Here is a 13192-nt window from a genome sequence, read left to right as displayed (position 1 = left end):
GGGCGTCCGGGATCGGTTCGTGGCATCCGATCCCGGCCTGCTCCGGCTGCTGTCCGCGCTCAGCACGGTCTGTGCGGTGCTGCTGACGCTCGGCACCCTCGCGGCGCTGCACGCGCCAGTGCCGATCCTGGTGGCGGGTGCCCTCACCGCCATGGTCAGCACGGTGGCGGTCATCGAGCGCCGGCCGCACGACCAAGCGCTGACCCTGGCGGCCGGAGTTCCGGTCGCGCTGGCGGTCATGGCGGTCGGCAGCGCGCTGACGCCGTACCGGGTCCCGGCAGACGTGGTGTTCGTGGTGCTGATCTTCGCCGCCCTCCACATCCGGCGGCTGGGCCCGCGTGCGACCACGCTGGGCGTCTTCGCCTTCCAGTCGTACTTCGTGACCCAGTTCGTCGGAACGCGCCTGGCACAACTGCCGGACCTGGTCCTGGCCGTGCTGGCGGCCTTCGCCGGCTCGGCGCTGGTCCGGTTCGCCATCCTGCGCGGGCCGCCCGAGCGGACGCTGGCGCGGCTGCACCGGGCTTTCCGGCTGCGGCTGGGCTTGGCGCTTGACGCGCTGATCGAGGTGGCCGAAGGCGGACCGCAGGCGCCACGGGCCGAGCGGGCGATCGACGACCTGCGCCGGCAAGCGGCCCGTCTGCATACGTGCGCGCTGATGATCCAGAGCTGGCTGGGAGCCGGAGCCCCCGGCCAGGGCGTCGCAGCCACGATCCAGCGCCGTGTGGCAGAAGCGGAGACGGCCGTGGAACGGCTGGCCATCCTCGTGATGCGGCTCCTGTGGCCCGGTGCCGACATCGACACCCTGACCCGGCACCTGACGAAGATCCGCCGCGCCGGCTCCTGCCCCGGCGCCCAGGACGCGGCGAGGCTGCCGGAGCTGACCGCGCAGCTGCGTGCGCTGCGCGCCGCTGCCGGTCCGGGTCGGCCGCGGCCAGCGTGGACCGAGCGCGCCGAGGTCGGCGACCGACGGCTCGGCGATCGGGACAACGTGCACCTGCCCGACGTGTCCCCGGCGATGCGGGACGTCTTCCGCTCCGCCGGGGAGGTGGCGCGCGCCCTGTCCGGCCTGCGCCTGGCCGTGGACGGACACACGCCGGCGCCCCAGGACTCCCCCGAGGCGGCACGGTGGACCGAGCAGTTGGACGCGAAGGGCGCAGGCCCGGCGAGGGACGACGTGCCGAGGCCGGAGCGCACCCACGTCCGTCCCACCACCAGGACCGCATTCCAGGTCGCCACCGGATCGGCGCTGGCCATCGGCGGCGGTGAACTGCTGTCGCCGCAGCGCTGGTACTGGGCGGTGTTCACGTGCTGGGTGGTGTTCATCAGCACCACCTCCACCGGGGAGATCCTCGTCAGGGGGTACCGCCGACTGGTCGGCACGGTGACTGGTGTCGTCACCGGGCTCGCCCTCTCGGCACTCATCGGCGGACACACCTGGCCAGCCTTCGCCTTGGCGATCCTCAGCGTGTTCGGGATGTACTACACCACCGCAGTGTCCTACACGCTGATGTCCTTCTTCGTCACCACGATGATCGGCATGCTGTACACCCTGCTCCACGCCCTCACCCTCGGCGTGCTGGTGGTGCGGATCGAGGAGACCGCGCTGGGGATCGCATGCGGGCTGGCCTCGGCACTGCTCGTGCTGCCGGCGCGGACCCGGGAACGCACGGACCGGTTGCTGCACGACGTGCTGGAGCGGCTGCGCGCGGTGCTCTCCCGGTCGCTGGCCCGGGTCGCCGGCGAACCCGTCGGGGATCTGCTCGGTCCGGCCCGCGCGCTGGATTCGGCCCTGGACAACCTGCGCCTGGCGGTGCAGCCGCTGATCAGTCCGATCAGCCCGTTGCGGTCCCGGCGGCGCACCGCGCTCGCGGTGCTGGGGCTGCTCGAGACGGCGGCCCTGCACACCCGCAGCCTGGCCACCACCGCCGAACTGATGCCGGCCGGCATCCGCATCGGCTCCGATCCGTACCTCGTGGACGAGGCCGACCGGATCGACCGCAACCTCTCGACCCTGATCGTCCAGGTGGCCGGCGGAGGCGGGGACGGCACCGCACTCGAACGCGGCTCCGGGACTCCCGCCCGGCTCTCGGTGGGTGCCGACGGGACACGTACCGAGCACGCATACGCGGCGCGGCGGGTGCTACGGCACCTGCAGCGGGTGGATGAGAGCATCCACAGCCTGGCCCGCGTGCTCGGCACGTCCGTGCGCGACGACCCTTGACACGGGCACCGGCCGACCGGAGGCCCTCACCCGGGGAACCGCAACGGCACCCTGCGCGACGACTCGGTCCGCGCCGGCCCGGTGAGCTACGCAGCGGCCGTCGGCCCACCGCCCGATGCGACGCGCTCCCCCAGGCTGACGGAACCCGCCGGCACGCCGGTTGTCCTCCTCCGCATTGAAGGCTCCCCTCCCTGAAGGGAGGGGACTCCTCACCCTCCAGGGCTGAGCGGGGATTTACGGCTCAGGCCGCCACCGGAGCCGGCGGCCCCGGTGGTCTTACGCCCTCGACACCGTCCGGGTTCCAACCTGCCCGGACCAGCATCACGCGGGCGGAGTTCTTGTCCCTGGCGGACACGGCTCCACACACGGTGCAGGCATACGTTCTCATCGACAGAGGCAGTGCGTGCTTGGTTCTCGCTCCGCACTGCGCGCAGTCCATCGTGGTGTGCCCCGGGTGCACAAGACGGACGTCCCGTGCGTGCTTGCGGCCCATCTCGACCAGGGCACGCTTCGTCGCGGCGATAGCGGCATCGGCCGCCTTGCGGGCCATGGTCGTCTTCGCCAGGAACTTCGGCCTGAAGTCCTCCACCGCAACCCCGTCATGGCCGCGCATCACGGACTTGGCCCACTTGCGGCCGGTGTCCTCCCGCTGCCTCGCCACTTTCTTGTGCAGCTTCGCCGCCTGCGCCTGCGCCGTCCGGTAGCCGGCGGATGCGGGCCGTCCCTTCGGACGGCGACGCCGGGCCATCATCCGCTGGTACCTCGCCAGCCGCTGCGCGGCCCGCCTGCCGTGCTCGGCATGCGCCAGATCGTAGGCGTCGTCGGTGGTGGTGGCGGTCTCCTTCACACCCCAGTCCACCCCGAGCACACGCCCCGTGCGGGCGAGCGGTTCGCTCTGCGCAGCAACGACGAAGGAGGCGTACCAATGTCCGAGCGTGTCCTGGTACACGCGCACACTCGACGGGTCGGCCGGAAGGTCCCGCGACCACACCACCCTCAACACGATCCGGCCCGCAAGGTGCAGGCGGCCGTCCCTGAGGCGGAAACCGCGCTTGGTGTAGTTCAGGCTGGGCCGCGCCTCACGCTTCCTCTTCCAGCGGGGCATCCCAGCCCGGCGCTGCTGCGGCAACCGGCCCTTGATGTCCTTCAGCGCTTTGGCACGGGACGTGGCAAAGTCGCGTATCACCTGCTGCTGCGGCACGCTCGCGCCCTCAGCCAGCCACGGCGTCACCCCGCGTGCCTCGGTCAGCATCTTGTCGAGCTGAGCCGGACCACAGGTCACCTTCTCGCCGGTCGCCCGGCTCTGCGCGTGCACCTGCTTGGACTTGGCCACGCATTCGTTCCAGATCCACCGGCAGCGATCCCACTCGGCTTCGAGCCGGCGCCTGGCCGTCTTCGACAGGCGCACACGGAAGGCGTACCGGGCATGCCCGGCGTCCTTCGTGGATGCCTCTGTCGTCATACATCCGAACCTACCCGAGAGGACCGACAGTTGAGAATTCTCGATCACCGTAGGCGACAACACCGCCGTCCGGGGTGGACACCGGATCGCCCTGACGGCGATCCGGCCATCCCTGCCCTGCTCCGCGGGAGTCCGATTCCTCCCCGGTCTTCAGGACTCTGCTGAGAATTCCGCGAATCGGGCTGTCAGGCCACGAGTATGAGGGCTTCGAGGTGGGAGATGCGGGTGCCGCCGAGTGGGGTGCCGGTCAGCCATCGGTCGATGCGGATGATGTTGATCGCGGTGGCGGCGAAGACGTGACCGAGGCGGGTCGCCGGCAGGTTGCGGTAACGGGTTCGGCGAAGACCGGTGACGCGGACGGCCTGGGAGATCGTGCCTTCGACCCGGGGCCCGGATCGCGTAACGGTCCTTCCACTCGTCGGTCTCCTGGGCCTGGCGGACGGCTTCGAGGGCCTCGTGCCGTTCTCGTGGCAGGAAGGTGATGCCCCTGCCCCGGCGGCCGGACGGGGGCTTGGTGCACGACGCCTGCTTCGGGCAAGGGCGGCAGTGCTCGGCGGAGAAGAACCCTTGAGGACCGGGGTGCCGTTGCGGTGGTGTTTCTGCTCCCACCACTCGAAACTTCGGTGTCCGCCTGGACAGACGGCGCTCTCGTTATCCCAGTCGATGGTGAAGTCAGCGCGGGAGAAGCCCTGATCCTCTCGGGACTGGCGACTGCTGTCGTGCGGGGCCGGGCCGAGCAGTTCCATACCCCGCTCGGTCGCGGCCAGGAACAAGGCGGCAGTGGTGTAGCCGGCATCCACGACATGCACGTCCGGCAGTCATTCCCGTTCCGCGAGCGCCTGGTGGACCGGTTCAGTCATCTCCGTGTGGGCCACCACGGCGTCGGTGGTGGCCACCTGCGTGATCACGTGCGGCGTGTCCGGCTCACAGGTCTCGGTCAGATGTGCCTTGTAGCCGGTCCACCCGGAGCCGCGCTTGATCCGGTAGCGGGCGTCGGTGTCGTAGGGCGAGCACAACCGGTGATGAACTGGCGGGAGATCCTTGCCCTCCCGCCAGCTCACCCCTTTCTCGTCGCGGTGGTACTGCTGGATCCAGGAGACCCGCAGGACCTGCACCGCCTCGATCTCGCGCAGCCAGTCGGGAGCCGTGGGGGCGTAAACCGCCTCCAGCAGGACGAATCCGTCCCGTCCGACCTGCTCAGACCACTGTTCGCGGACCTCTTCGCCCTTGGGGAAGCGGTAGTCGTCCACGCGCGGCCCGTAGCGCTCGGCCCACTCGGCTGTGACCAGGCCGGACAGCCAGGCCGGGGCCGCGACCGCCAGCGCTTCCAGTGCGGCTCGCAGTGTCTCGCCGACGAACTCCATCCTGTTCAGCGTCCGCACCGCCGCGAGCACATGCGTGGAATCGGTCCGCTGCCGACCACCGGCCTTCAGCAGGTCCAGCCCGCGCAGCCGTTCTAGCACCAGCTCCAGCGTCGTCTGTTCCAGCCCGTGCTCGATGAGACGGGAACGGAACAGGCTCAGCACGGAAGCTTCGAACCCGGGATCGTCCAGCTCCAGGCCGAGGAGGAACTTCCAGTCCATCCGGGCCCGCACCTGGTCAGCGGCCTGCCGGTCGGTCAGCCCCTCCGCGTACTGCAACACCGACACCAAGGCCAAAGCCCCCGGCGACACGGCAGGACGTCCCCGGGCAGGAAACGCCCCGGCGAACGCCTCGTCCTCAAACAGTGGGCCCAACGCCTCCCGGATCCGCACCGCGAGCGTTCCCTTCGGGAACGCGGCCCGCACCACCCGGGCCGTCAGCTCCGGCACCCCCTGATCAGCCCGTGGCTCCAGCGACATCTCTCTCGGCCCTCCCGGCCACAACCACAACAACCATGGAGGACCAACGACCCAGCCCTGCTCGAATCACGCATTCCTCAGCAGAGTCCTTCAGGCCGGGGCATCCTCGGAGAAACCCGGCGAAGGATCGGCCGGTAGGCGGAGCGGCCACCGTCTCGGGAGCGGCGGTGTCCGCGCCGACGTCCGGAGGTGCCCTGTGGTCGGGCTGCTCGGGCGCCCGCCCGGGCTGCCGGGGGCGCGCCTCGCTCAGCAGCCCTCGGGAGCGGTCTGCGCGGTCATCCGGCGCAACGTGTCCAGGCGTACGGCAGCCCGGAACGTCCGCCCGTCGGCCCGCGCCCGCACCGTCCGGGCGGGCACGCCGCCGTCGGTACCGCCACCGCTGCCCAGTCGCGGGACGATCCCGTCCCGTACTCGTGCCGGCCAGCAGGATCTGCGGGACACCGGCGGCACGGTAGGCGGCGGCCGCGTCCTGGATCGTGGTGACCGCTCCGCCGGCAGTGAAGTCGCGGGTGAAGCCGCCCTCGGTACCGGGGACGAGCCGATTGCGCAGGCGGATGTCGGCCAGGGCGCCGCGCATCATCACCTCGTGGTTGCCGCGCCGTGAGGCGTAGGTGTTGAGCCGGGTGGGTGATGTGCCGCCGGCGACGAGGTGCCATCCGGCCGAGCTGTGCGGCGGGATGACACCGGCCGGAGAGAGGTGATCGGTGGTGACCGAGTCGCCGAGGCCGGCCAGCACCCGCGCACCGCGAATGTCCGCCGACGAGCTGCTGGCCGTGAGGCCGTGGAACTACCCGTTCTGGCAGTTCGTCCGCTGCGCGGCACCGGCCCTCGCCGCCGGCAACACGGTGGTGCTCAAGCATGCCGACAACGTGCCGCAGTGCGCCCTGGCCGTGGAGGCGGGCGCCCCCGAGGGTCTGCGCGGCACCCTGCTGATCGAGGTCGAGCGGGTGGCGGGCGTCATCGCCGACCCGCGCATCGCCGCCGTCAGCCTGACCGGCTGGCCCCGGGCCGGCGCCGCCGTCGCCGCCCGGACGGCCGCCACCCTCAAGAAGCAGGTGCTGGAACTCGGCGGTTCGGACCCGTTCGTGGTGCTCGCCGACGCGGACGTGGCACGGGCGGCCGCCACCACGGTCGCCTCCCGGTTCGTCAACGCCGGACAAAGCTGCGTCAACGCCAAGCGCTTCCTCGGAGAGGAGCCCGTCGCCGACGAGTTCGTCGCCGTGTTCGTCCAGGGCGCGCAGGCGCTGGTCATGGGGCATCCGGCGAGGGCGGAGCGCACCCGCACGGTCCTGTCCGGATGACGACGCCGTGCCCGAACCGCACCTCCCCCGCCCCGGACACCGTCCGTGGCCCGCCGCGGCGCCGCCCTATGCGGCGGCACCGGAGGTCCGGGAAGGGCGGATGTCGTACGAGATGCGTCCGGCGGGCAGGTAGAAGAGGGCGATCAGCGCTCCTCCCCGTACCTCGGGGTAATGGTGGCTGCCCGGGGCGGGCGCGGTCCAGCCCGGTCCCTGCCAGCCGTTCGGCCCGCCCAACTGGGCGCCGGGATCGACGGGGGCGACGAGGTTCAGTTCGCCGTACGGGTGCGCGTGGTACTGGCCCCGGTAGCGCTCGACGCTGTCCATGTAGACGGCGGTGATGCTGAAGTAGTGGGTCTGCGCCGTGGGTTCGGCGATGCGGCTGCGGCGGTAGCGGGGGCCGTCGACCTCGATGTTCGCCGCCCAGCCCTCCTCCAGGACACCGACCTTGATCAGGCGCGCGAGGTCCTGGTAGAGCTCGCTGTCGGGGCCGTAGGTGGTGTTCAGCCAGCTCTCGAGGTCCTTGCCGGCCGTGCGGTTCCTGATCTCGGCCAGGAACGGGATGCTGCGGTCGATCAGTGCGTTGCGGCTGTCCTCGCTCATGGGCGGAGTCCTCTCGTGTCGCCACTGGGTCTGACGCGAGAACGATGCCTCAGCATTTCGTTACAGTCAACATCTGTAACGAAAGGCCTGTGTCCGTGGCCGTCGGACGAAACGGCGCCGGGCGCGGTCCGAGGCCACGCCGCTTGGCACCACCCCGAAGACCTCCTCAGACGGGGCGCGTCTCGCCGTCCACGGCGAGCGCTGGCCAGACCGCGGCGACGACCCGCTCCGCGAAGTCGTCCGCGACCGCATGGCCGGTCCGCAGGTAGTCGGCGAAGTAACTGCCGAAACACAGGGTGACGACCATGTCCAGGTCCACGTCCTCGCGCACCGCGCCGCGACGCTGCAGCGAGACCAGTGCCATCAGCAGTTCCTCGCACCGGGGCCGCACGCCGTGCTCCCGCAACTGCTCCAGCAGGCCGGGCGCGCGCTCCACCTCGGCCATGAAGTTGCCGTGCAGGGCCATGGCCCGCTCGTTGTGGTAGCGGGGGTCGAGACGCCGTACCGCTTCGACGAGCGCCTCGCGCGGGGTCAGCTGCTCCATGTCCAGCGGGGGGTAGGCCTCTCGCTGCTTGCGCAGTCCGTACTGCAGGGCATCGATGACGAGGTCGTACTTGTTCGCCCACCGCCGGTACAGGGTCGGCCGGGTGACACCGGCGTCCGCCACGATGTCCCCGATCGTCATGGCGGAATAGCCGTCGGTGGCCAGCCGCTTGCGCGTGGCCTGGATGATCGCCTCCTCGATCGCCGGATCCCGGGGCCGTCCACCGGCCGGCGCCGCCGGCTCCGCCCCCGCGCGCCCCCCGCGCCCACCGACCCGTTCACCGGAACGCGTCGTCTTCGCCTTCGCCATCTCATCCCTTCCGACGCACCAGCCGGCCACAGCCGGGTCTCCCCTCGGCTCCCCCGCCGCACCAGCACAGTACGCGAACTCCGGGCGGCCGCCCGGAGCGCTTCCACCGGGCACGCAGGACCATTTACTTTACAGTTCTTGACTGTAACTGAAACTGAGCTTAGCGTGACGCCGACCACGGAGCGTGGTGACGTGACCGAAGGCGAGGACTTCACGATGGCGACCGCACAGGAGCCGATCGACCACGGCGGTCCGGGCCCGGACCAGCCCGCGGCCCCGGCGCGGTGCGAGCCGGACGGCACCGCCGCCCGGCAGCCACCCGACTGCCGGGCACGCGACGAAAGGGCCAGCCGTGACGGGCCGGCTTGCCCCAGGGGCACGACGACGAGCACGCCGCATCCCCCACCCGCCGGGCGCCTGACCTCCGGCACCCTCCCGTCCGCGGCCTGAGCATGGAAACGATCATGAACCACACCTCCGCAACGGCACCCACCCCCACGGCGACTCCGCTCACGGTGGAGGACGCCCTCCGCAGCCGGCGCAGCGTGCGAGCGTTCCTGCCGACGCCCGTGCCCCGGTCCACGGTCGAGCGGCTCCTGGCACTGGCGGCCCGGTCCGCCAGCAACTCCAACTGCCAGCCCTGGCAGGTCCACGTCGTGACCGGGGCGGCGAAGCGCTCACTCACCGCGGCCCTGCTACGGGCCCATGGCGACGACGAGGGGCGGGGACGGGACTACGCCTACCAGCCGGAGCAGGACGGCTGGCGCGAACCGTTCCGGTCACGGCGCCGCCGGTTCGGTGAGAGCCTGTACCGCGACACGCTCGGGATCCGCGCCGACGACACCGGCGCGCGGCTCGACCATCACCGGCGCAACTACGACTTCTTCGGCGCGCCCGTCGGCATCGTCCTGACGACCAGCCGCCACCCGCGGCAGAGCGCCCTCGTCGATGCGGGCCTGTTCCTGCAGGCCCTGATGCTCGCCGCGCGCGGCGACGGCCTGGACACCTGTCCCCAGGCATCCGTCATCGACTTCTCTCCCGTGCTGCGCCGGCACCTGCTGATCCCCGACGACCAGCTGATCGTCTGCGGAGTCGCCCTCGGGTACGCCGACCCCGCGCACCGCCTGAACCGGCTGCGCACCCCGCGCGAACCCGTCGGTTCCTTCGCGACCTTCCACGAAGACGAAGCCGACTGACCGCCTCCCGAACCCGTCGGACGTCTTCCGCATCCACCCCCGGTCCCGCCCCCCGTCCCCAAGGCACGGCACGCACACCGGCCGGACCGCGGACGCCGCCCGGCCGGAAGGCTCCGATGGCGGCCCGACTCCCAGCCGCGCGACGGCATGAAGGAAGGATCACATTGAACGACGGCACATCGAAGGACTGCTCAGCTGCCCGAGCCCTGCCACTCCCGTGCCAGCACGGACCAGACCTCGGCGTCGTGGCGGACGCCCCGGTAGAGGTAGGTTTCGCGCAGGACGCCCTCACGAGTCATGCCGAGCCGCTTGGCGACGTTGATGCTGGGTGTGTTCTTCGGTGACGCCAGCCACTGCACACGGTGGATGCCGCGTTCGTTGAATGCCCAGTCGATGATGTGCCGTACCGCACGTCCGACCAGGCCCCGGCCTGTGGCGGCGGGCTCCAGCCAGCAGCCTGCCTCGCAGATGCCGGCGGCGGCGTCGAATTTCGGGAAGGAGACGCCACCCACGAGGGTGTCGTCGAGCCAGATTCCGTACAGTCGGCCAGTGTCGGTGGCTGTCTTGTCGGCGTAAAGCTGGAGATAGCTGCGGGCGGAGTCGAGGTCTGAGGCGAGGTCGGGCAGCTCCATGTGCTGACCGATGAAGTCCCGGCCCCGGTCCATATGCGCTAGGAACTCCTCGGCCCGCCACGGCTCCAAAGGCCGCAGCTCGGCCCCGTCCCCCAGAGATATCGCGAACATAGCCGTCCTTCGAAGTACGCGTATCCGACCGTTGGATCTTCGCACGCCCGTCCGCTGCTACGGACGGCGGTGGGGCTTGCCACGTCATACGGGGTATTAGAGGACGCTGAGTCCGATCTTTCTCGATTCGTGATCGCTCGATCGTGGTACTGATCGTTACGCAAGCCATCCGCTGGGCATGTCCATGGTGGGATGCGGGCATGGACGACAGAGAGCCCTACCCCAGCGACTTATCGGATGCGCAATGGGCGTTGATCGAGCCGATGATCATGGGCTGGAAGCAGGACCGGGTGACACGGTCGGCGACCGGCGACCCGGGGGCCTGTGACCTCCGGGAGGTCGTGAACACGATCTTCTACCAGAACCGGACAGGCTGTCAGTGGCGCTACCTGCCTCACGACTTGCCGACCTGGTCGGCGGTGTTCTACTACTTCACGTTGTGGCGCGAGGACGGGCTTGACCAGCGGATCTCCGAACTCCTGCGCTGTCAGGTGCGGGAGAAGGCCCGCCGATTGGAAGACCCGTCCCTCGTGGTCATCGACACCCAGTCCGTCCGCGCGGCCGCCGGTGTCCCGAAGGCCACGACGGGGCTGGATGCCAACAAGAAGGTGTCGGGGCGCAAGCGAGGACTGGCCGTCGACGTCATGGGCCTCATTATCGGCGTCGTCGTATTGGCTGCGTCGGCTCACGACAACACCGCCGGCACCGCCTTGCTCGACCAGGCCGCCGAACGGTGCGGCAACCGTCTGGAGAAAGCCCTCGTGGACCAGGGCTTCAAGGACGAGGTCGTCATCCACGGCGCCCTGCAGGAAATCGACGTCGAGATCGTCCGCCGCAACCCATCTGACTAGGGCAAAGGGTTCGTCCCGCAGCCGCCTCGGACGCCTCACCCGCCAAGGCTTCCTCGCCCAACCCGGACGAGGCCGTTACCAGAAACGGACTTAACGCCCTCTGAGCACGCAGGCGCCCGTTCCGGTCGCGCGACCGTCCGCGCCTCCCCGCGGGGCGTTGCGGCGGACATGCGTGTATCCCAACAGGCCGTGCGCCGGGCGCAGGTCGGGCCGGCCTCGTGCGGTTCTTCGAACCGCAGCACCGGTTCGGTGACGTGCGGGGCGGCCGGCGAGAGCCGACCGTGGTGTCACCGCGGCAGGTCGATGCCGTACTCGCGGATCTTCCGGTAGATGGTGGCCCGGGACATCCCGAGTGCTCGGGCCGCTTCGTTCTTCCGGCCCCGGGCATCGATCAGGGCCCGCACGATCGCGTCACGTTCCAGGGCCTCCAGCGGGCTGAGCACCCGGCGGGTGACCGCCCGGCACTGCGGCGGCAGGTCGCCGGGCTCGATCACACCGGACCTGCGGCTGCGCACCACGGTGCGCAGCACCTGCCGCAGCTGCGCCACGTTGCCGGGCCAGGCGGTGCGCATCAGCACCTGCAGGGTGGCGGGGGCGCAGGTGAGCGTGCCCGCCGAGGGCAGTTGCAGGAGCAGGTACGGGACGAGCTCGCGGAGATCCTCGATGTGGTGCCGCAGCGGCGGGACCTCCACCGTGCCGGGGAAGGCGCGCAGGAGGTCCGCCAGACCCTGGGAGCCGTCCAGGCGGTGGTGGGTCGCCGCCACCCAGCGGCGCCGTCCGTCGCGCTCGGCCGCCCGGCCGTACCGGTGCAGCAGGCCGGCCAGAGCCTGGGCGCCCGCCGGGGCCAGTCGGTCGACGTGCCGCAGCACCAGGGCTCCCTCGTGCTCGTCGAGCTCCCGCCGGACCCGGGCGAGGAAGTCGGAGGGCCGGGCCGCCTCGGCCGCGTCCAGCACCTGGAAGCGGCCGGCCGGATCGTGGTGACGGTACACCGCCTGCAGCAGTGCGAGCTTTCCGACCCCTGGCTCGCCCTGCACGGTGATCCACTCACCGCTCCGGTAGTGCGCGCGCACGTCGTCGCAGGCACGCTGCCACAGGGCACCCGAGCCGACGAGGCCCGGCAGCAGGGGGTGGGTACCGGTGCTGCCGGACGGCGGCCCCTGCGCGGGCTCGGCCAGCCGGACCCGCACGACGCCGCCGGCCAGGCCCGAGTCGGTGGCCACCGGGGCGCAGAACATCCGGGCCTTCGCTCCGCTCGGCAGGTCCACCTCGACGGAGGCGCGTTTGCCGCCCCACATCGCCTCGGCCGCGGTACCCAGCAGCACGGCCTGGTCCCCGGGGGCGAGCGACTGGCGGGCGTGGTCGTTCATCATGACGACGTCGTTGTTGAGCGCGAACACGATGCCGCTGCTGCGCCGGCAGGCCCTCAAGTACTCCTGGAGCAGTGCGAACTCGCGCAGCCCGGCCAGCGTCGTCAGCTCCCGCTCGATGTGCTCCGCGGTGGTCTTGGCCAGCGCCAGCAACAGCGGACCGGCGTCGCGGCTCCAGCAGGTCAGGTCGAGCACGCCGAGCACCTTCCCGGAGACGGGGTGGCGGACCGGGGCGCCGGCGCAGGCCAGGTCCTCGAGGTTCTCCGCGTAGTGTTCGTGGCCGAACACCCCCGTGGCACGGCCGCCTTCGAGAGCGGTGCCGATGCCGTTCGTGCCCACGAACTGTTCCGCGTAGCTGAAGCCGGGCGCGAGCTGCACCTGGTCGAGATGGCGCTCGAGCGCCCGGTCGTCGGTGCGCCGGTGCAGGATCACTCCGTGGACGTCGGTGAGGATGATGCTCACCGCCTCGTCGCCCACCTGCTCCTGCAGCCGCTGGAGCACCGGGGCGGCGCTGTGCACCAGGGGTGTCTCCAGATTGGGGTCCTTGACGTAGGGCAGCTGAACGCGGTCGGCGGCCACGTTCCAGCTTCTCGAACGCCACCACGAGGCCGCGATCGTCTCGCGTACTTTGTCCGCGTCGACGGCACCCGCTGTGAGGAACTGCTCCCGTGCCGCCGCGAGCACGTCCGCCCGGGCCAAGGGGGTGGGGTCCGGGTCCGGAACGTCGGAGTTTCTCAAGGCCACGATGCCTCCCTGG

General features: G+C 71.0%; 12 protein-coding genes and 2 pseudogenes. 5 read left to right on the top strand and 9 right to left on the bottom strand.

What is annotated here, in order from left to right; translation table 11 throughout:
- Positions 1-19 precede the first annotated feature (19 nt).
- Entirely contained in the window at positions 20-2221 is a 2202-nt protein-coding gene (locus ACQPXS_RS45520) for an FUSC family protein (RefSeq protein WP_433455324.1), read from the top strand.
- 241 nt (positions 2222-2462) lie between these two features.
- Here ACQPXS_RS45520 and ACQPXS_RS45515 read toward each other — a convergent pair whose 3' ends face one another.
- The 5 genes and pseudogenes from ACQPXS_RS45515 to ACQPXS_RS45495 all read right to left on the bottom strand — a co-directional run.
- The gene (locus ACQPXS_RS45515) at positions 2463-3683 is read right to left on the bottom strand and encodes an RNA-guided endonuclease InsQ/TnpB family protein (RefSeq protein ID WP_433455322.1); all 1221 of its coding nucleotides are present in this window, start codon (positions 3681-3683) and stop codon (positions 2463-2465) included.
- Between the two features lie 150 nt (positions 3684-3833).
- Positions 3834-4292, bottom strand: coding sequence for a transposase (locus tag ACQPXS_RS45510; protein WP_433455320.1), 459 nt, complete (start codon positions 4290-4292; stop codon positions 3834-3836).
- A gap of 209 nt (positions 4293-4501) precedes the next feature.
- Entirely contained in the window at positions 4502-5524 is a 1023-nt protein-coding gene (locus ACQPXS_RS45505) for a transposase (protein WP_433455318.1), read from the bottom strand.
- Between the two features lie 246 nt (positions 5525-5770).
- A complete protein-coding gene (locus ACQPXS_RS45500) occupies positions 5771-5965 on the bottom strand; it encodes a hypothetical protein (RefSeq protein ID WP_433456295.1) in 195 nt (64 codons plus the stop codon).
- A 19-nt stretch (positions 5966-5984) separates the two neighbouring features.
- Positions 5985-6104 (bottom strand): annotated as a pseudogene (locus ACQPXS_RS45495) (hypothetical protein); the annotation flags it as partial.
- A 127-nt stretch (positions 6105-6231) separates the two neighbouring features.
- Between ACQPXS_RS45495 and ACQPXS_RS45490 the strand changes: the two are divergent.
- Entirely contained in the window at positions 6232-6825 is a 594-nt protein-coding gene (locus ACQPXS_RS45490) for an aldehyde dehydrogenase family protein (protein ID WP_433455316.1), read from the top strand.
- Between the two features lie 66 nt (positions 6826-6891).
- Here the strand turns inward: ACQPXS_RS45490 and ACQPXS_RS45485 are convergent, their stop codons facing one another.
- Both ACQPXS_RS45485 and ACQPXS_RS45480 read right to left on the bottom strand, forming a co-directional pair.
- Entirely contained in the window at positions 6892-7425 is a 534-nt protein-coding gene (locus tag ACQPXS_RS45485; RefSeq protein WP_433455314.1) for a DUF4863 family protein, read from the bottom strand.
- Between the two features lie 166 nt (positions 7426-7591).
- Complete coding sequence (locus ACQPXS_RS45480; protein ID WP_433455312.1) at positions 7592-8278, bottom strand: TetR/AcrR family transcriptional regulator; 687 nt, start codon at positions 8276-8278, stop codon at positions 7592-7594.
- A gap of 165 nt (positions 8279-8443) precedes the next feature.
- Between ACQPXS_RS45480 and ACQPXS_RS45475 the strand changes: the two genes are divergently transcribed.
- Together ACQPXS_RS45475 and ACQPXS_RS45470 are read left to right on the top strand one after the other, a co-directional pair.
- Complete coding sequence (locus ACQPXS_RS45475) at positions 8444-8728, top strand: hypothetical protein (RefSeq protein WP_433455310.1); 285 nt, start codon at positions 8444-8446, stop codon at positions 8726-8728.
- Positions 8729-8742: 14 nt separating this feature from the next.
- On the top strand, positions 8743-9474 hold the full coding sequence (locus tag ACQPXS_RS45470; protein ID WP_433455308.1) for a nitroreductase: 732 nt from the start codon (positions 8743-8745) through the stop codon (positions 9472-9474).
- A 191-nt stretch (positions 9475-9665) separates the two neighbouring features.
- Here the strand turns inward: ACQPXS_RS45470 and ACQPXS_RS45465 are convergent, their stop codons facing one another.
- On the bottom strand, positions 9666-10217 hold the full coding sequence (locus ACQPXS_RS45465) for a GNAT family N-acetyltransferase (RefSeq protein ID WP_433455306.1): 552 nt from the start codon (positions 10215-10217) through the stop codon (positions 9666-9668).
- A 200-nt stretch (positions 10218-10417) separates the two neighbouring features.
- Between ACQPXS_RS45465 and ACQPXS_RS45460 the strand changes: the two are divergent.
- Positions 10418-11065 (top strand): annotated as a pseudogene (locus ACQPXS_RS45460) (IS5 family transposase); the annotation flags it as partial.
- Between the two features lie 290 nt (positions 11066-11355).
- Here ACQPXS_RS45460 and ACQPXS_RS45455 read toward each other — a convergent pair.
- A complete protein-coding gene (locus ACQPXS_RS45455; RefSeq protein WP_433455304.1) occupies positions 11356-13179 on the bottom strand; it encodes a sigma-54-dependent Fis family transcriptional regulator in 1824 nt (607 codons plus the stop codon).
- Positions 13180-13192: the final 13 nt, after the last annotated feature.

The sequence above is a fragment of the Streptomyces sp. CA-142005 genome, from assembly GCF_050942335.1.
Classification (GTDB): domain Bacteria; phylum Actinomycetota; class Actinomycetes; order Streptomycetales; family Streptomycetaceae; genus Streptomyces.
This window is presented reverse-complemented; position numbering and strand designations above follow the sequence as displayed.